Raw genomic sequence first — 17,688 nt, 5'->3', positions numbered from 1 at the left:
ATTATGTCTTATCAATACGTCAACGTGGTCATCATCCAGAAAGTCGCGGTTATTGAGTTCAATTACGCCCGCAAGCTCAATGCCCTGAGTAAAGTGTTTATTGACGATCTGATGCAGGCGCTGAGCGATCTCAATCGTGCGGACATTCGCTGCATCATTCTACGCGCTCCGAGTGGAGCCAAAGTTTTCTCTGCCGGGCATGATATTCATGAACTCCCGACCGGACGTCGAGATCCGCTCTCCTATGACGATCCGCTGCGTCAGATAACCCGCATGATCCAAAAATATCCAAAACCGGTGATCTCTATGGTTGAAGGCAGCGTCTGGGGCGGCGCATTTGAGATGATCATGAGTTCCGATCTGATCATCGCCGCTGAAACATCCACCTTCTCGATGACCCCGGTCAACCTCGGCGTGCCGTATAACCTGGTCGGCATCCACAACCTGACTCGCGACGCCGGTTTTCACATCGTGAAAGAGCTGATCTTTACCGCCTCACCGATTACCGCTCAGCGTGCGATGGCCGTCGGGATCCTCAACCATGTGGTTCCTGTAGACGAACTGGAGGATTTCACTCTGCAAATGGCGCACCACATCTCGGAGAAAGCGCCGCTGGCGATCGCCGTCATTAAAGAAGAGCTGCGCGTACTGGGTGAAGCGCACACCATGAATTCCGATGAGTTCGAGCGCATTCAGGGCATGCGCCGCGCGGTGTACGACAGCGAGGATTATCAGGAAGGGATGAACGCGTTTATGGAAAAACGTAAACCTAATTTTGTCGGCCATTAATCACGTCTGAGGAAGGAGACGGCCATGAAACGGATGAGCGCCGAACAGGCGGCAGAAATTATCCAGCACGATGATATGGTGGCGTTTAGCGGCTTTACCCCCGCGGGTTCGCCAAAAGCGTTACCCACCGCAATTGCCCAACGTGCCTGCGAACAGCATCAGAACGGACAGCCTTTTCAGATCCGCCTGCTGACCGGAGCATCAATTGGCGCCGCCGCTGATGATGTACTATCCGCGGCGGATGCCGTTTCCTGGCGTGCGCCTTATCAAACGTCATCGGGCCTGCGCGACAAAATTAATCAGGGCCAGGTGAGGTTTGTCGATCTCCATTTGAGCGAAGTGGCGCAAATGGTTAATTACGGCTTTTTTGGCGAGATCGATGTTGCCGTCATTGAAGCCTCAGCCATCGCGCCGGATGGCCGGATTTGGCTGTCCAGCGGTATCGGTAATGCCCCCACCTGGCTGCTGCGGGCGAAAAAAGTGATCATTGAATTGAATCATTACCATAATCCGCGTGTGGCGGAGTTTGCCGACATCGTGATACCCGGTGCGCCGCCGCGGCGTAACAGCGTACCCATTTTTCATACCATGGATCGCGTAGGCAGTCAGTGCGTACAGATAGACCCCAAAAAGGTGGTTGCGGTGGTGGATACCGAACTGCCCGATGCAGGAAATGCATCGGATAAAACCAATCCGGTCAGCCAACAAATTGCCGATAACGTAGTCTCTTTTCTGCTGGCAGAAATGGCGCACAAACGCATTCCAGCTGAGTTTCTGCCCTTACAAAGCGGGGTGGGCAATATCAACAACGCGGTAATGGCTCGACTGGGCGAGAACCCGGATATCCCGCCCTTTATGATGTATTCGGAGGTGTTGCAGGAGTCGGTGGTGCATCTGCTGGAAACGGGCAAGATAACCGGTGCCAGCGCCTCCAGCCTGACCATTTCAGCCCCGTCGCTACAGAAGATTTACGACAACATGGACTTCTTCGCCAGCCGGATTGTGTTGCGCCCGCAGGAGATCTCCAATAACCCGGAAATCATTCGTCGGCTGGGGGTTATTGCGCTCAACGTCGGTCTGGAGTTTGATATCTACGGTCATGCCAATTCCACGCACGTTGCGGGGGTGAACCTGATGAATGGCATCGGCGGCAGCGGGGACTTCGAGCGCAACGCCTACCTGTCTATCTTTATGGCGCCGTCGATTGCCAAAGGCGGGAAAATCTCAACCATCGTACCGATGTGCAGCCATGTCGACCACAGCGAACATAGCGTTAAAGTGATCGTGACCGAACAAGGGATTGCCGATCTGCGTGGGTTATCTCCGATGCAGCGGGCGCACACGATTATCAATAACTGTGCGCATCCGCTTTACAGAGATTACTTGCACCGCTATCTGGAAAAAGCGCCCGGCGGGCATATCCATCACGATCTCAGCCATGCGTTCGATCTGCATCGCAACCTTCTCGAAACAGGCTCGATGCTAGGTTAACTTGCACTACCGTCACGATCTTCAGCAATATGCTGGAGCATGGTGGCGGTATAGCGATGATTTTTCAGCGAATAGAGAAACTCCTGCATATACATGGGGCTGCCGGGCGCGTCGAAATATTTCAGTGTCGACGGGTTCACCAGCCGCCAGGCGAAGTGAGGGATCACCGTCAAAAACTGCCCGCGCTCCACCGCGCTAATCTTCGCCATAAAGCTGTACGGACGATAGATAATCGTCGGGTTGATCCCGCAGGGTCGCATGTATGCATCCAGCATCGCCTCAAAGTTGGCGCGATTCTGGAAGCGCATTTGCAGCCAGGGCAGCTCGCGCAGCAGATCCTGCGGCTGTTTTTCTTCATAGCGTCGAGAAACGAGAAACCCCAGACGCAGCGGAGGCAGTTCGCTGATCGCCAGATTTTCCAGCTCCTGCACGCGGGGGGAAACGTGCTGCGGCGAGATAATAAAATCCAGTTTGCGATCGAACAGGTTATCAATCACCCCATTCTCGCTGAATTCAACGGCCTGAGCCGTCACACCGTCATACTTGTCACCAAGGCTAATCAACTGGTCAAAAATAATCGTTGGGTAGGTATTGTCGATGCCGATAACAATTTCCCGCGAGCGGCGAGAGGCGTTATGGATTTCGTTATCAATGGCAGAGAGGCGCTGATAAACGGGAAACAGCTTCTGATACAGCTCTTGTCCTGCTTTATTCAGGCTGATGTTGTTATCTTTGCGGGTAAACAGCGTATAGCCGATTTGATCTTCCAGTGCAGCAATGCTTTTACCGAAGGGCGATGCGGTCATATGTATTTTTTCTGCCGCTCTGGCGATGTTATTGGTTTGCGCCAGCAGAATGAAATTACGCATCTTTTTCGAGATAAAAATATCCATAGCGTCCCCTTAAAAATCGCTATGGCCTATCCTCATTACGGCGAAAAAAAAGACCGGATGTGAAGTCTCATTTTTACAGTTGCTCACAGAAAAAACCCGGCTGGAAAGCCGGGTCTGCAACAATTACTGAGTTTTGGCTGGCGTTGCGGCTGGTTGCCCCGCCGTCGGCTCAATCTGGAAGACGACATCAACCTGATCGTCAAACTGAATAACCGGCTGTTCGTAGGTTTCCTGAGCAGAAGCAGCAGGTGCGGCATCTGCTTTCATCATCCGTACCATCGGGCTCGGCTGATAATTGGAAACGTGGTAGCGCACGCTGTACACCGGGCCAAGTTTGCTATTGAAGCCCGCAGCCAGTTGCTCTGCCTGATGAATAGCATCATCAATTGCCGCTTTACGCGCTTTATCTTTGTAAGCATCCGGTTGGGCAACACCAAGCGATACCGAACGGATCTCATTCAGACCAGCCTTCAGCGCGCCATCGAGCAGAGCGTTAAGTTTGTCCAGCTGGCGCAGCGTGACTTCAACGGTGCGCACCGCACGATACCCTTTGAGGATACTTTTACCGTTCTGGTAGTCGTAATCCGGCTGGGTACGCAGGTTTGCAGCGCTAATGTCTTTCTTCGCTATCTGGTTCTGTTCAAGGAAGGACAGATATTGCGCCACGCGCTCATCGGCCTGCTTCTTCGCTGAAGCCGCATCCTTGGCAGCAACGTTCACTTCAATTGCCAGCGTAGCTATGTCTGGTGTCGCATCCACGCTTGCTGTTCCGGAAGTCACGATGTGCGGTCCATTTGGCAGCTCATTTGCCTGTACCGATAGTGCGCTGAATCCGACTAATGCCGCCAGGGCCATTATTTTGAACTTCACGGTCGTTCCTCCATGTTTCAACAATTACCCCGAAACTCAGGGCACATGCAGGCAAGCTTAGACGATCTCGCTGCGTTGTCCATCAGACAACACTTAGTTGAACAACGCATGAACGTGCGCAACACCTTCTTTTGCCAGTTGAAAAGCAATAAACCACATCACTAATCCTACCAGCGTATTGATGATGCGCTGCGCTTTAGCAGTGCGCAGACGCGGAGCCAGCCAGGCCGCCAACAATGCCAGACCGAAAAACCACAGGAACGAAGCGCTGACGGTTCCCAGCGCAAACCAGCGCTTCGGCTCAACGTCCAGTTGCCCCCCCAGACTCCCCAGCACCACAAAGGTATCCAGGTAAACATGGGGATTGAGCCATGTCACCGCCAGCATAGTAGCAATGATTTTCCAGCGCCCCTGCTTCATCACCTCGGCACTGGCCAGTTCCAGGTTACTGCTCATCGCCGTTTTTAACGCCCCGAAACCGTACCAGAGTAAAAAAGCCACCCCACCCCAGGTGACCAGCGCCATCAGCCATGGTGACTGCATCAGCAAGGCGCTACCGCCAAAGATCCCCGCACAAATCAGCACTAAATCGCTGATAGCACAGAGTAAAGCAATCATGATGTGATACTGGCGGCGAATGCCCTGGTTCATCACGAAGGCGTTTTGCGGACCAAGCGGAAGAATCATGGCCGCACCAAGTGCAAGCCCTTGAAAGTAATACGATAACACGTTAATCATCCCGAACTGTTTCTCTTAGGAGCAGACTATAGCGCGGGGAAAACATTAGCGGAAATGGATAATTTTAATCGTAGATTAGGGAAATTAATGGAAAGAAAGTTTTTATCGGCCCGGAAAGCGATAGCGCCTCCGGGCGCGTAATTACTCTGCCGCGCGCTCTTTCACACGCTTGAAGTTCACATCCATCTGCGGATAAGGGAAGCTGATGCCGTTGGCATCGAACTCGCGCTTAATACGCTCCAGTACGTCCCAGTAGACGCTTTGCAGGTCGCTGCTGTTGCTCCAGACGCGTACCACAAAATTAATTGAGGAAGCCCCCAGCTCATTCAGGCGCACCGTCATTTCACGGTCTTTAAGAATGCGATCTTCCGACTGAATGATATCGGTGAGGATTTTTTTCACCAGATCAATATCGGAGTCGTAAGCCACACCGATAATAAATTCGTTACGTCGAACCGGTTCACGAGAGAAGTTAATGATGTTCCCGGCGATGATTTTGCCGTTTGGGATCACAACAATCTTGCCATCCACGGTACGCATGGTGGTGGAGAAAATCTGCACGTTGAGCACGGTTCCCGCTACGCCGCCGAGATCGACATACTCACCCGCACGGAACGGACGGAACATTACCAGCAGGACACCTGCGGCGAGGTTGGACAGCGAACCTTGCAGCGCCAGACCGACGGCTAAACCTGCGGCACCGAGAACGGCGATCACGGAGGCTGTTTGCACCCCAACACGGCCCAGAGCGGCAATCAGCGTGAAAGCGATAATACCGTAACGCACCAGTGCAGAGAGGAAGTCGGCAACAGTGGCATCAATTTTACGCGCCAGCATCAGGCGGTTAACGGTATTTGATACAATGCGCGCCACGATCATACCGATAATGACAATCGCGATGGCCGCAACGATGTTGACGGCATAGCTCAACAGCAGTTCCTGGTTGCGCACCAGCCAGGTGCCCGCACCGTTTATGCTGTCGACAACATTCAAATCTTCCATTCAATATTCCTTTTTTGCTTACCCAAACGGGAGAAATAAAGCCGCCCTAACGGGACTGGCAACCTGACAAGGGTAAACAATAAACCTGGATTTTGCCAAACAGATCACAGAATTCTCTGCCAGCAGAACGTTGACATAGCAATAAAAAAGGCCCGCATTTGCGGGCCTCATGTCACGTGGAACTGCGTAAATTACAGAACGTCAACCGCGTTCAGTTCTTTGAAAGCCTGTTCCAGACGGGTGATCATGGTTGCCTGACCAGCACGCAGCCATACGCGCGGATCGTAGTATTTCTTGTTCGGCTGATCTTCGCCTTTCGGGTTCCCCAACTGGCCCTGCAGGTAAGCTTCGTTTGCTTTGTAGTAGTTCAGAACGCCTTCCCAGGTAGCCCATTGGGTATCGGTATCGATGTTCATTTTCACTACGCCGTAGCTTACGGAGTCTTTGATTTCCTGAGCAGTAGAACCGGAGCCGCCGTGGAAGACGAAGTTCAGGCTGTTGTGCGGCAGGTTATGTTTCTTAGAAACATAGTCCTGAGAGTCGCGCAGGATGGTCGGGGTCAGAACGACGTTACCCGGCTTGTAAACGCCGTGTACGTTACCGAAGGAAGCTGCGATGGTGAAACGCGGGCTGATCTTGCTCAGCTCGGTGTATGCGTAATCAACGTCTTCCGGCTGAGTGTACAGTGCAGAAGCGTCCATGTGGCTGTTGTCCACGCCATCTTCTTCGCCACCGGTGCAACCCAGTTCGATTTCCAGAGTCATGCCCATTTTGGACATGCGCGCCAGGTATTTGGAGCAGATTTCGATGTTCTCTTCCAGAGACTCTTCAGACAGGTCGATCATGTGAGAAGAGAACAGCGGTTTGCCGGTTGCTGCGAAGTGTTTTTCACCCGCGTCCAGCAGACCGTCGATCCACGGCAGCAGTTTCTTCGCGCAGTGGTCAGTGTGCAGGATAACCGGAACACCGTAGTGTTCAGCCATCTGGTGAACGTGATGCGCGCCAGAGATAGCACCCAGGATTGCAGCGCCCTGAGGAACGTCGGACTTCACGCCTTTACCCGCGATGAAAGAAGCACCACCGTTGGAGAATTGTACGATTACCGGCGCTTTAACTTTTGCAGCAGTTTCCAAAACGGCGTTGATGGAGTCGGTACCCACGCAGTTAACAGCTGGCAGAGCAAAGTTGTTTTCTTTAGCTACCTGGAAAACTTTCTGTACGTCATCACCAGTGATTACGCCTGGTTTTACGAAATCAAAAATTTTAGACATTTTACGAGTCCTGTATCTTCGGCCTTGGAAAGGGCGCGCGCCCTAAAGCGCGCTAAAATAAGGGCAGGTTTCCCTGCCCATTAAATTCTTACTTTTTAGCACGCTCTTCGAGCATGGCTACTGCTGGCAGTACTTTGCCTTCCACGAATTCGAGGAACGCGCCGCCGCCAGTAGAGATGTAGGAGATTTTGTCAGCAATGCCGAACAGGTCGATTGCTGCCAGGGTGTCACCGCCGCCTGCGATAGAGAATGCTTCGCTGTCTGCGATGGCATTAGCAACGATTTCAGTACCTTTGCGGAAGTTCGGGAATTCGAACACGCCAACCGGGCCGTTCCACAGAATGGTTTTCGCATTCTTCAGAATGTCAGCCAGCTGCTGTGCAGAAGCGTCGCCGATATCCAGGATCTGCTCGTCTTCTTTTACATCGCTAACGGATTTCAGGGTAGCCGGTGCGGTTTCAGAGAATTCAGTCGCTACGCGAACGTCGGTCGGAACCGGGATGTCGCAAGTGGTCAGCAGACGCTTAGCTTCGTCAACCAGGTCAGCTTCGTACAGGGATTTACCCACGTTGTGACCTTGAGCAGCAACGAAGGTGTTCGCGATACCACCGCCAACAATCAGCTGGTCAGCGATTTTTGACAGAGAATCAAGAACGGTCAGTTTGGTAGAAACTTTAGAACCACCAACGATAGCAACCATCGGACGAGCAGGTTCTTTCAGTGCTTTACCCAGTGCATCCAGCTCGGCAGCGAGCAGCGGACCTGCACAAGCGACATCGGCGAATTTACCGATACCGTGAGTAGACGCCTGCGCACGGTGAGCAGTACCGAAAGCGTCCATAACGAATACGTCGCACAGAGCAGCATATTTTTTGGACAGCGCTTCGTCGTCTTTCTTCTCGCCTTTGTTGAAGCGAACGTTTTCCAGAACAACCAGTTCACCGGCAGCGACTTCAACGCCGTCCAGGTAATCTTTTACCAGGCGAACCGGAGCAGACAGTTTGTCTTTCAGGTAGTTAACAACCGGCAGCAGAGAGAATTCTTCGTTGTACTCGCCTTCGGTAGGACGACCCAGGTGGGAAGTTACCATCACTTTAGCACCCTGTTTCAGGGCCAGCTCGATGGTCGGCAGGGAAGCACGGATACGCGCATCGCTGGTTACTTTCCCTTCTTTAACTGGTACGTTCAGGTCCGCACGGATAAAAACGCGTTTACCAGCCAGATCCAGATCGGTCATCTTAATTACAGACATGGTGAATCCTCTCGTTGATTCATAAAGTTTTGTCGACGCTCAAGCGTCGAGCCTGAAACCAATAGCAGCCATCGCTAACGTCGTATCGAGCATACGGTTAGCAAAGCCCCATTCATTATCACACCAGACCAGCGTTTTGATCAGGTGAGCGCCACTCACGCGCGTTTGCGTACCATCAACGATGGCGCTGTGCGGGTCGTGGTTAAAATCTACTGAGACCAACGGTAATTCCGTATAGTCAACTATACCATGAAATGCACCTTGTGCTGCTTTTTGCAGCAACTGGTTGACTTCACTGGCTTTTACTGGTTTTTTCACCGTCACGCTTAAGTCGATCGCCGTCACATTTATGGTCGGTACACGCACCGCAATCGCTTCAAAACGATCGTTAAACTGCGGGAAAATTCGCGTGATGCCCGCCGCCAGTTTGGTATCAACCGGAATGATCGACTGGCTGGCCGCTCGCGTGCGACGCAGGTCAGGATGATAAGCATCAATAACCTGCTGATCGTGCATCGCGGAGTGGATCGTGGTGACTGTACCAGACTCAATGCCGTAAGCATCATCCAGCAATTTAATGACGGGTATTATGCAATTCGTGGTGCAGGAGGCATTGGAAACGATCCGGTGCTCAGCGCGCAGCTGATCCTGATTAACGCCAAACACAACGGTTGCGTCGATGTCGTGACTACCAGGATGTGAAAAGAGCACTTTCTTTGCGCCGGCGGCAATATGCGCCTCGCCGTGTTCGCGGCTGCCAAAGACCCCCGTACAATCCAGCACAACGTCGACACCCAGTTCGCGCCACGGAAGCGCATCGAGCGTTCGCTCATGCAGAATGCGGATCGCGTCATCGCCAACGATGAGCTGGTCTCGTTCCTGACGAACATCCCAGGCAAAACGCCCATGGCTGGTGTCATATTTCAACAAATGCGCCATGCCTGCAGCATCCGCCAGTTCGTTGATTGCCACCACGGTGATTTCCGCCCGACGCCCGGATTCATACAAAGCACGAACCACGTTGCGTCCGATGCGACCGAAACCATTAATCGCTACGCGTACGGTCATAGGTCTCCTGCAAGGATTTCTCAGAAACGATGTGGCAGACAGAGTAATGCAGCAAATCGCTCAGGGAAACCTTACCTGTCGCAAACTGCGACTAATTGGTTAATTGTCGAACATTTAATCGACTGAAACGCTTCAGCTAGAATAAGCGAAACGCGGAATAAAAGGAATGATTGTCCAGCAACAGAACACAGTTATCTGACTTACGTCACATTTTAACGTCCTTCAACGCGACTTTTATTCCATATTCCAGAATTACGAATAACCGTAGCAAGATTATTTCGTTGCCATGTCACAAATCCTGATTTATATCAGAAAGCTCCCTAACCCGCGTCTATATTATCAGCGCAACGTCCGAGTCTCGGAGTCCCTCAACTATGGCAACATTCTATCCCCAACCATCTGAAGCTCGCTTTCATGCGCTGCGTTTATTACCGGGCCAGGAAGTCTTTTCAGCGCTACACGCTTTTATCCAGCAGCATCAACTACAGGCAGCCTGGATAGCGGGTTGCACCGGCAGTTTGACCAACATTGCTCTGCGCTTCGCCGGACGTGAAGAAACCACATTACTTACGGGTACGTGGGAAATTATCTCTCTGAACGGCACGCTGGAACTTACCGGCGAGCATCTTCATCTGGCGGTTGCTGACCCACACGGCGCGATGCTGGGCGGACACATGATGCCGGGCTGTACCGTGCGAACCACGCTGGAACTGGTGATTGGCGAGTTGACGTCTCTGGCATTCAGCCGTCAGCCCTGCGCCGTTTCCGGTTATGACGAACTGGTTATTTCATCCCGCTAACGATTCACTTATACGAGGTCTTTTATGGCGCGTCGCCAATTTTCCAGCCAGTCTCTGGTTCTTATTGTCATTGCTATCGCCATCAACATGGTCGGTGGGCAGCTTATCAGCATGTTGAAATTACCTATTTTTCTCGACTCGATTGGCACGTTGATCAGCGCGGTGCTGTTAGGTCCGGTTGTGGGGATGCTAACCGGATTACTCACTAACCTGTTGTGGGGGTTGCTGACCGATCCGATCGCCGCCGCCTTTGCGCCCGTCGCCATGGTTATTGGACTGGTCGCCGGTTGGCTGGCACGGGCGGGATGGTTTCGCACCTTACCCAAAGTCGTGGTCAGCGGCGTAATTATCACGCTTGCCGTGACCCTCGTTGCCGTGCCGATTCGCACGACTCTGTTCGGGGGTGTCACCGGCAGCGGCGCCGATCTTTTTGTCGCCTGGATGCACTCGGTCGGTCAGAACCTGGTTGAGTCCGTCGCCATCACCGTCATCGGTGCAAATCTGGTCGATAAAATCCTCACGGCAATCATCGTCTGGGTGCTGCTGCGACAACTTCCGCTGCGTACCACGCGCCATTTCCCTACGATGTCTGCCGTGCGCTAAATGCATCCGTTTACGTCGTTAACTCTGTGGGCGCTTGCCGCCTGCTCCACGCTCCTGCTGCCAGCCGGAGTGCCGCTCAGCTTGTACAGCGCCGCGACGTTTGTCGGTTTGCTATGTATGAAGGCTACGCGGTCGCGGGCGAAATACGTACTCTGGCTGATGATTCCCTTAGGACTGGGGCTATGGCTGGTACACGGCGGATGGCTTACCGAGTGGATTAGCGGGCAGCCGCGCACACCAGAACGCTGGGCCGATGCCGTTACGCTCTGGCTGCGGATCCTGGCCATTGTGTCGACATCGCAGATGTGGATGCAGTACGTGCCGGTTGCGCGCTTTATGCGCGCCCTGTTTGCTTCTCGCCTGCCGCCAGGCGTTGCCTATCTGTTCGCAGGCCCGCTGCTGGTGGTTGAACAACTCAAACGCCAATTGGCGATTATTCACGAGGCTCAGCGCGCACGCGGCGTACCGCTGGATGAGTCCTGGTACCAACGTTTACGCGCTATGCCGGCATTAATTGTGCCGCTCACCCATAACGCGCTCAATGACTTGGCCGTTCGCGGTGCAGCGCTCGATATGCGGGGATTTCGCCTGCATCGCACTCGCACCACGCTATGGGCGCCGCCAGACAGCACCTTACAACGTCTGGCCCGCTACGGTATGGTGGTTCTGATGGCAGTTGAGACAGGAATCAGGATATGGTTACGTTAGAGCAGTTTCGCTATATTCCGACGCACGCTATGCGGCCATCCGCCTGTTACGATTTCCATTACGCCAGGCCTGGTATGGTGGCTATTTTTGGTGAGAACGGCAGCGGGAAAAGTACGCTGGCACAGCTGATGGCTGGCTGGTACCCCGACTTCCTTCCGGGAGAAATTGAGGGCACAGGTACGCTACTGGGTAATCCCATCGGGCAACTATCGCTGGTCGAGCAGTCGAGTACCATCCAGCTTGTGCAGCAGTCACCTTACCTGCAGCTTTCAGGTTGTACTTTCAGCGTGGAGGAAGAAGTGGCGTTTGGCCCGGAAAATCTCTGCCTTACCGAGACTGAAATTATGCAGCGCATAGATGACGCCCTTACGCTGACAGAATGTCAGCCCCTACGCCATCGTCATCCCGGTACCCTTTCCGGCGGGGAAACCCAGCGGGTAGTCATTGCCAGCGCACTCGCCATGCAGCCGAAAATATTGATTCTGGATGAAGCGTTCAGTCGCCTGACGGCGCAAGCCACGGCAATGCTGCTGGCGCGACTGCAACAGTGGGCACAGGAACAGCATGCTTTGGTGATACTTTTCGAACGCAACCCTTCACCTTTTCTCAGCTACTGCCAGCAGGCATGGCAGCTGCGCGACGGAGCATTGTCATCACTATGCTGACGCTAAACCAGATCAGCTATCGCTGGCCGAACGCCGCCGATGACTGTTTACGCAATATTTCGCTGGAACTCCAGGAGGGGGAATGGCTGGCGCTAACGGGCGATAATGGCGCAGGAAAATCCACGCTGTTGCGCATCATGGCCGGGCTACTGACGCCCTCATCCGGCACAATAACCGTTCAAAATCGTGCGATTGCGCAACTGAAAAACCGGGAGCGCGCCAGGGTGCTCGGCGTACTGTTTCAGGAAGCGGAGAATCAAATCTTTCACAGCAAGGTTGCAGAGGAAGTGGCCTTCGGATTACGGCTACAGAAGCTTCCGGCGACTGAAATTGCGCAACGCACGATGGCGGCGCTGCGATTATGTCAGTTAGAGGATGTCGCCGACGCGCACCCGCTAGATCTGCATACTGCACAACGACGTATGGTTGCCGTCGCCAGTCTGGAAGCCCTCAAACCCGCTATTCTACTGCTGGATGAGCCCAGTCGGGACTTTGATGCGCACTGGCTTGGCGTCTTCGAAAACTGGCTGGCAGTGTGTCGTACACGTGGCGCCAGCGTTGTAGCGATCAGCCATGACGCTGCATTTACGCAGCGCCATTTTTCGCGCATAGTACGGCTACACAACAAAAACCTCATGCCGTCCGATATGCCCCCTCAATCGTCATCTCCAGCATAAGGTCTGCTGACAGGCTATCTTCCAGCACCCGACGAACATTCGGTCCGTCGGTACGCTCATAAAATGCCTCAGCGTCAGCTTGTGAGAGTCCGCCAGCCAGTTTACGGCCTACCAGCCGCGTACGCAGCGCATTGGCTGGAGCGCGAATAAACAACGAGTAATCACAAAACTCAGCTAACGCTCGCCATCTTTCATCATCGCGCAATAGCCAGTTTCCCTCCACAATCACCATCGGCGCAGTCACCCGTATGGCCTCTTCGACCGGATCGTGCTTTTGCCGATCATATTGCGGCCAGAATCCTTCTCCTTCCCTTATCTGACGTAGATTCTGCGCAAGCTTATCCACATCAAAGGTTTCCGGCGCACCTTTGTATGCCCTCAGGTTATGGGCATCCAGCCAGCTGTTGTAGTGATGGAAGCCATCCATCGGCAGCGTCTGGATCTCTGGTAGACAAGGATCCTGAGCGCAGAGATATTCCCAGAAGGTGGTCAGCGTCGATTTACCCGTACCCGGTGGCGCGCAGAGAAAAACTATCGTACGTCGCTGCGGATTAGCAGCGTGTATTTTTGCCAGTTGCTGTAATAACGGTTTGTGGACGTTCTCTATCTCATCATCATGGTAATGTGCTTCAACCTGTAGCCCATTCACCGTTAGTTTGATTTTCACGGCGTTAATTCCTTTAAAATCGCCGTCACTGCCAGCGTCATTGCCGTCTTGACCATTGCACTAAAGCGCACCTCAGACCACGCAGCAAAGTCGGCAAATTTCATTGACTCCAGTGCGCCGTAGAGCGTTGCGTTGTGGGTAATACTGTTCACGTTGCTGATAAAATCCCAGGTGATGTCATCGGCAAAACCGGGGATAGTATCCTGCTCGTTCAGGTACTGATAAAACTGGGAAAAATGGGTGATATCGGCGTAAAGCCATTTATCCATTTTTCCCAGCGCATAAATCAGACGTAGCGCAACGTCGATATCGTCAAGCGGTCCACTCTGGGCGAGCAACGGCTTCACTGCATATTCCACGATCTCTTCATCGTTATTAACGAACAGCGACGGCAGAAAGCGCTTAATGCCCTGGAGCAAAATGTTATGTGCCGTCGTCATAAACGAAAGTAAATTATTTTGAGCATCCAGTTGCTCAAGCACATCGTCTTCTGTCAGCGTCGTCATTAGTTATCCGATAAATCACCATGAATGCAGAGAGTCTATTATATTACACGTTCGATCCGCGCCGCCGATCAGTAAAGTTTGCGTGCGCACACCATTCGCAACCTGTTGGATCCCTTTCACAAGATCGCCGCCCGTAACCCCCGTCGCGCTGAAGAGGATCTTATTTCCCCCTACCAGTTCGTCTAGCGCGTAGATACGGTTGATCTCAACGCCCATTTCCCTGCAGCGCTGACGTTCCTGTGCCGCAATCAGACGATTATCTGCGCTATCACCTTTCGCCGCGCAAAAATCAATCAGTTCAGCCTGCATGTCGCCCCCCAGCGCTTTAACTGCGCAAGCTGAAATAACCCCTTCAGGTGCCCCGCCAATGGTGTACATCAGGTCATAGGGATTTTCCTGCATACAGGCCAGCACGCTGGCGGCCACATCACCATCGGGCAGCGCAAAGACTTTGACCCCAAGCCGTGTCGCTTCGGCAATCGCTGGTTGAAGACGCGGTTTATCCAGCGTCACCATCCGCAGTCGCTCCAGCGGTTTGCCCAGTGCCTCAGCCACATTGCGCAGATTGTCTGCCAACGGCAGCGCCAGATTAATCGCCCCTTTTGCATACCGATTAACAACCAGTTTTTTCATGTACATATCAGGGGCGTGTAACAAACTGCCGCGAGGGGCAAACGCCATGACGGCCAGCGCATTGCATTGCCCCATCGCCACCATTCGCGTACCTTCAATAGGATCGACAGCGATATCGACCTCTGGTCCGGCGCCGGTTCCCACTTCCTCACCAATCCACAACATCGGGGCTTGATCAATCTCCCCTTCGCCAATGACGATTCGTCCGCGGATGGCAATACTGTTCAATGCTTCGCGCATTGCCGTCACGGCCAGACCATCAATCTTGTTTTTATCGCCGCACCCGGTTTGCGGCCAGGCTGCCAACGCAGCCTGCTCCGTGATACGAAATAGCGGCCATGCCAGCGACATCATATCGCCGCCTCCCCGATATCAACGCCGAAGTGTGCCAGCAGGTATTTTTCTGCCTTTTCGTTCCAGATGCCGTGCGTTTCCTCCACCAGCAGCGCCAACTCTTTGAATAATGGGTCAGTTTTCCCTTTCTCGGCAAAATCAGCAATGGCGGTTAGCGGCATGGTAACGCCGTTATAAATCAGCTTCTTACCGCCAGGAATTGCCGGTAAATTCAATACGGTTTCCGGAACCGCATCAAGGCCGCCAATGTGCGTCACCATAAACGACGGCTGTAGCTGTCCGGTTGCACTGAGTGCAATAGCCTCTTTCATATCATCCGTTGATCCACCGGAGGTCCCGACCACGTGAGTGCTGTTGTAGTGCACGTTATAAAAATTAAACGGCACTTTAAAGTTGCTGTCCGTCGGACCGGCAAAGAAATTCAGGCAACCATCTTCCGCGAGTAAATCGTCAGCCATTTCAATGACGGCTGGCACTGCCGCATACACAAAGACATCATCAAAACCTGCGTCATTAGTAAGGGCGCGCAGCATCGCGGTCGGGGAGTCCATACCGAAGGTATTCACATAGATAAGCTCAATCCCTTTTTCTGCCGCCAGCTCAACCGGCAACAATTTTTTAGCCTGCGCCAGTCGTGCTTCGTCAATGTCGACCACCACCACGCGTGACGGCTGAATACTGCCGTTAATGGCATAATCTATTGCTCCGATACCCATCGGCCCGGCGCAGGCCAGAAGCGCAATGCTTCCCCCCGGCTTAATCCCCATGCGATGCTCATAGACGTAAGGCGTGGTGTGAAAATTCGCGTTATACGCGCCAATAATGCAGCACATCGGTTCTGCCAATGAGGCGGCGGCAAAATAAGAGCCGTGGTAAGGTAGAACGCATCCCAGATTAATCGCCACTTCCGGGATAATCATATATGTCGCATTACCGCCAAAATATTCGTAGCTGTATCCCGCGGAATATCCACTTGGCAATCCCATCGCGGGTTGCAACACAAAACGCTGACCTTTCTTATATTTATCCGTAAGGTTTTTTCCCACCTCAACAATGATACCTGCACATTCATGTCCGGTAATGACCGGATGATTTTCCAAATCGTCCGGCACGCGTTTATGATCGCTCCCTAATGCCGCCGCTTTCCAGGTGGACAAACAAACGCTATCGGATATTACGCTTACTAACAATTCGTTATCTGTAATTTCAGGCAGATCAAATTCGCGGATACGAATATCCTGCTTGCCATATATGGCAGCCACTTTCGTTTTCATACTTACTCCCAAAATAGAAGAAGGTTAGTTCGCAGTAATGCGTTTAAATAAATCATCCAACAGTGGATCACCAATATAGTTCTTAATAAGTACTAATGGCTTTTCACTCACTCGTTTAACACGACCTTCAAGACTGGCATGGGTGACAATAATATCGGCATCTTGTGGAACGTTTTCGATAGCATAGTGCGTGACGTTAATATTTAATCCCGCTTTCTCCAGACGCTTACGAAACGTGGTTGCCCCCATCGCACTGGAACCCATTCCCGCATCACAGACAAAAGCGACGCGTTTAATATTTTTATAAGAGAATTTACCTTCCTGCTTCATCGCTTTGACGGTTCTGGCTGATTCAGCAAAGTCATCCTCACTTTCTGTTTCTACGCTCTTTTCCATTTTCAGGATTACAGATGTAATCACAAAAGTAACAATTGTTCCCGCTGTAACGCCTGCGATGGTCGCGAGGAAAGATCCTTTTGGCGTTAATGCCAGATAGGCGAATATTGATCCTGGGCTCGGTCCTGCAACCAACCCACCGTCCAGCAGGTGGAATACCCACGTCCCGGTCATTCCCCCGGCAATCATCGCAATCAGGGTTAAAGGCTTCATCAGCACATACGGGAAATACAGCTCATGAATACCACCGAGGAAGTGGATAATCATGGCACCTGGCGCGGATTTTTTACTCATCCCTTTACCGAAAATGGCAAAGCCGAGTAACAGGCCTAACCCCGGCCCTGGGTTAGATGCCACCATGAAGAAAATCGATTTTCCCGTTTCAGAAGCTTGTTGCATTCCCAGCGGATAATAGACGCCCTGATCGATAGCATTATTCAGAAAGAGGATTTTCGCGGGTTCATTGATTACGGATAGCAACGGCAGATAACCCGCATGAACCAACGCTTCAATACACTCCTTCACAAAGTTATTGGCAATGAGAACCGCCGGGCCAATGACTTCAAATCCCAGCAAACATAAGAGCATTCCCGCGATACCCAGGGAGAAGTTATTGATAACCATCTCGAAACCAGCAGGGATGCGTTTTTCCAGCAGGCGGTCGATATGCTTAATCACCCAGCCGCCAAGTGGTCCCATCACCATCGCGCCAAGGAACATCGGGATATCCGCGCCCACAATAACGCCAATAGAACCAATGCCTCCCATTACCGCGCCACGTTTCCCACCAACCAGATGTCCCCCTGTGGAGCCAATCATGACAGGCAGTAAATAGGTAATCATCGGACCGACAATTTTGGCGAAATGCTCATTCGGCATCCAACCGGTAGGAATAAACAATGCGGTTATAAAACCCCAGGCAATAAAGGCACCGATATTGGGAATGACCATTGCAGTCAAAAAACCACCAAAAGCCTGGACTTTGGCACGAGCAGACTTGTTTTCCATAATATTATCCTAAAAGGAAACGA

Annotated in this window: 19 protein-coding genes; 7 read left to right on the top strand and 12 right to left on the bottom strand. The window is 52.5% G+C overall.

Going from position 1 to position 17,688, the window contains the following annotated elements; translation table 11 throughout:
• The first annotated feature begins 3 nt into the window (after positions 1-3).
• Both scpB and SK39_RS15650 read left to right on the top strand, forming a co-directional pair.
• Positions 4-789, top strand: a complete 786-nt coding sequence (scpB, locus tag SK39_RS15655) for a methylmalonyl-CoA decarboxylase (RefSeq protein ID WP_003026994.1) — start codon at positions 4-6, stop codon at positions 787-789.
• A gap of 24 nt (positions 790-813) precedes the next feature.
• Entirely contained in the window at positions 814-2,280 is a 1,467-nt protein-coding gene (locus SK39_RS15650) for an acetyl-CoA hydrolase/transferase family protein (protein WP_016150958.1), read from the top strand.
• On the opposite strand, the gene srsR is transcribed toward SK39_RS15650, so the two are convergent.
• From srsR to epd, 7 genes are all read right to left on the bottom strand, one after another.
• Positions 2,277-3,173 (bottom strand): LysR family transcriptional regulator SrsR, encoded by an 897-nt coding sequence (gene srsR / locus SK39_RS15645; RefSeq protein ID WP_003026999.1) that lies wholly within the window; start codon positions 3,171-3,173, stop codon positions 2,277-2,279. The genes SK39_RS15650 and srsR overlap by 4 nt on opposite strands.
• 123 nt (positions 3,174-3,296) lie before the next feature.
• Entirely contained in the window at positions 3,297-4,043 is a 747-nt protein-coding gene (locus SK39_RS15640; RefSeq protein WP_003027002.1) for an oxidative stress defense protein, read from the bottom strand.
• Positions 4,044-4,136: 93 nt separating this feature from the next.
• Positions 4,137-4,772 carry an arginine exporter ArgO gene (gene argO / locus SK39_RS15635; RefSeq protein ID WP_003027005.1) on the bottom strand — a complete coding sequence of 212 codons (636 nt, stop codon included), beginning with the start codon at positions 4,770-4,772 and terminating at the stop codon, positions 4,137-4,139.
• 150 nt (positions 4,773-4,922) lie between these two features.
• Complete coding sequence (locus SK39_RS15630) at positions 4,923-5,783, bottom strand: small-conductance mechanosensitive channel MscS (RefSeq protein WP_032937416.1); 861 nt, start codon at positions 5,781-5,783, stop codon at positions 4,923-4,925.
• A gap of 191 nt (positions 5,784-5,974) precedes the next feature.
• Positions 5,975-7,054 carry a class II fructose-bisphosphate aldolase gene (gene fbaA, locus SK39_RS15625; RefSeq protein ID WP_003027029.1) on the bottom strand — a complete coding sequence of 360 codons (1,080 nt, stop codon included), beginning with the start codon at positions 7,052-7,054 and terminating at the stop codon, positions 5,975-5,977.
• A gap of 88 nt (positions 7,055-7,142) precedes the next feature.
• Positions 7,143-8,306, bottom strand: coding sequence for a phosphoglycerate kinase (pgk, locus tag SK39_RS15620; RefSeq protein ID WP_003027032.1), 1,164 nt, complete (start codon positions 8,304-8,306; stop codon positions 7,143-7,145).
• Between the two features lie 39 nt (positions 8,307-8,345).
• Positions 8,346-9,374 carry an erythrose-4-phosphate dehydrogenase gene (gene epd, locus SK39_RS15615; protein WP_003027035.1) on the bottom strand — a complete coding sequence of 343 codons (1,029 nt, stop codon included), beginning with the start codon at positions 9,372-9,374 and terminating at the stop codon, positions 8,346-8,348.
• Between the two features lie 374 nt (positions 9,375-9,748).
• On the opposite strand from epd, the gene SK39_RS15610 reads away from it, so the two are divergent.
• Genes SK39_RS15610 through SK39_RS15590 form a run of 5 tightly spaced genes read left to right on the top strand, consistent with a single transcriptional unit; the run spans position 9,749 to position 12,827 of the window.
• Complete coding sequence (locus tag SK39_RS15610; protein WP_003027037.1) at positions 9,749-10,174, top strand: PPC domain-containing DNA-binding protein; 426 nt, start codon at positions 9,749-9,751, stop codon at positions 10,172-10,174.
• A gap of 24 nt (positions 10,175-10,198) precedes the next feature.
• Entirely contained in the window at positions 10,199-10,777 is a 579-nt protein-coding gene (locus SK39_RS15605) for an ECF transporter S component (RefSeq protein ID WP_003027040.1), read from the top strand.
• Positions 10,778-11,485, top strand: a complete 708-nt coding sequence (locus tag SK39_RS15600; protein WP_048217178.1) for an energy-coupling factor transporter transmembrane component T — start codon at positions 10,778-10,780, stop codon at positions 11,483-11,485.
• The gene (locus SK39_RS15595; RefSeq protein ID WP_048217177.1) at positions 11,473-12,150 is read left to right on the top strand and encodes an ABC transporter ATP-binding protein; all 678 of its coding nucleotides are present in this window, start codon (positions 11,473-11,475) and stop codon (positions 12,148-12,150) included. Before SK39_RS15600 ends, SK39_RS15595 begins: the two co-directional genes overlap by 13 nt.
• A complete protein-coding gene (locus SK39_RS15590; protein WP_048217176.1) occupies positions 12,144-12,827 on the top strand; it encodes an ABC transporter ATP-binding protein in 684 nt (227 codons plus the stop codon). The genes SK39_RS15595 and SK39_RS15590 overlap by 7 nt, the downstream gene beginning before the upstream one ends.
• Here SK39_RS15590 and SK39_RS15585 read toward each other — a convergent pair.
• The 5 genes from SK39_RS15585 to SK39_RS15565 are packed head-to-tail and all read right to left on the bottom strand — an operon-like array spanning position 12,784 to position 17,665.
• The gene (locus SK39_RS15585; protein WP_048217175.1) at positions 12,784-13,494 is read right to left on the bottom strand and encodes a nucleoside/nucleotide kinase family protein; all 711 of its coding nucleotides are present in this window, start codon (positions 13,492-13,494) and stop codon (positions 12,784-12,786) included. The genes SK39_RS15590 and SK39_RS15585 overlap by 44 nt on opposite strands.
• Positions 13,491-14,000 carry an MltR family transcriptional regulator gene (locus tag SK39_RS15580; protein ID WP_032950053.1) on the bottom strand — a complete coding sequence of 170 codons (510 nt, stop codon included), beginning with the start codon at positions 13,998-14,000 and terminating at the stop codon, positions 13,491-13,493. Before SK39_RS15580 ends, SK39_RS15585 begins: the two co-directional genes overlap by 4 nt.
• A gap of 15 nt (positions 14,001-14,015) precedes the next feature.
• Complete coding sequence (gene glpX / locus SK39_RS15575) at positions 14,016-14,987, bottom strand: class II fructose-bisphosphatase (protein ID WP_016150963.1); 972 nt, start codon at positions 14,985-14,987, stop codon at positions 14,016-14,018.
• Positions 14,984-16,261 (bottom strand): zinc-binding dehydrogenase, encoded by a 1,278-nt coding sequence (locus tag SK39_RS15570; protein WP_016150964.1) that lies wholly within the window; start codon positions 16,259-16,261, stop codon positions 14,984-14,986. Before SK39_RS15570 ends, glpX begins: the two co-directional genes overlap by 4 nt.
• Before the next feature lie 24 nt (positions 16,262-16,285).
• A complete protein-coding gene (locus SK39_RS15565; protein WP_016150965.1) occupies positions 16,286-17,665 on the bottom strand; it encodes a PTS mannitol transporter subunit IIBC in 1,380 nt (459 codons plus the stop codon).
• Positions 17,666-17,688 lie beyond the last annotated feature (23 nt).

Origin of the sequence: Citrobacter sp. BIDMC107 (genome assembly GCF_001037575.1) — a bacterium.
In the GTDB taxonomy this organism is placed as follows: Bacteria; Pseudomonadota; Gammaproteobacteria; order Enterobacterales; family Enterobacteriaceae; genus Citrobacter; species Citrobacter freundii.
The sequence above is the reverse complement of the archived record's forward strand: the minus strand, read 5'-3'. Positions and strand labels throughout refer to the sequence as shown.

Bases quoted from the DNA above. Each gene is read 5' to 3' on its own strand.
- SK39_RS15565 (WP_016150965.1), bottom strand. From the start codon at position 17,665: ATGGAAAACAAGTCTGCTCGTGCCAAAGTCCAGGCTTTTGGTGGTTTT.
- pgk (WP_003027032.1), bottom strand. From the start codon at position 8,306: ATGTCTGTAATTAAGATGACCGATCTGGATCTGGCTGGTAAACGCGTT.
- srsR (WP_003026999.1), bottom strand. From the start codon at position 3,173: ATGGATATTTTTATCTCGAAAAAGATGCGTAATTTCATTCTGCTGGCG.
- SK39_RS15650 (WP_016150958.1), top strand. From the start codon at position 814: ATGAAACGGATGAGCGCCGAACAGGCGGCAGAAATTATCCAGCACGAT.
- SK39_RS15580 (WP_032950053.1), bottom strand. From the start codon at position 14,000: ATGACGACGCTGACAGAAGACGATGTGCTTGAGCAACTGGATGCTCAA.
- SK39_RS15610 (WP_003027037.1), top strand. From the start codon at position 9,749: ATGGCAACATTCTATCCCCAACCATCTGAAGCTCGCTTTCATGCGCTG.
- SK39_RS15590 (WP_048217176.1), top strand. From the start codon at position 12,144: ATGCTGACGCTAAACCAGATCAGCTATCGCTGGCCGAACGCCGCCGAT.
- glpX (WP_016150963.1), bottom strand. From the start codon at position 14,987: ATGATGTCGCTGGCATGGCCGCTATTTCGTATCACGGAGCAGGCTGCG.
- fbaA (WP_003027029.1), bottom strand. From the start codon at position 7,054: ATGTCTAAAATTTTTGATTTCGTAAAACCAGGCGTAATCACTGGTGAT.
- SK39_RS15595 (WP_048217177.1), top strand. From the start codon at position 11,473: ATGGTTACGTTAGAGCAGTTTCGCTATATTCCGACGCACGCTATGCGG.
- SK39_RS15600 (WP_048217178.1), top strand. From the start codon at position 10,778: ATGCATCCGTTTACGTCGTTAACTCTGTGGGCGCTTGCCGCCTGCTCC.
- SK39_RS15630 (WP_032937416.1), bottom strand. From the start codon at position 5,783: ATGGAAGATTTGAATGTTGTCGACAGCATAAACGGTGCGGGCACCTGG.
- SK39_RS15570 (WP_016150964.1), bottom strand. From the start codon at position 16,261: ATGAAAACGAAAGTGGCTGCCATATATGGCAAGCAGGATATTCGTATC.
- SK39_RS15605 (WP_003027040.1), top strand. From the start codon at position 10,199: ATGGCGCGTCGCCAATTTTCCAGCCAGTCTCTGGTTCTTATTGTCATT.
- epd (WP_003027035.1), bottom strand. From the start codon at position 9,374: ATGACCGTACGCGTAGCGATTAATGGTTTCGGTCGCATCGGACGCAAC.
- scpB (WP_003026994.1), top strand. From the start codon at position 4: ATGTCTTATCAATACGTCAACGTGGTCATCATCCAGAAAGTCGCGGTT.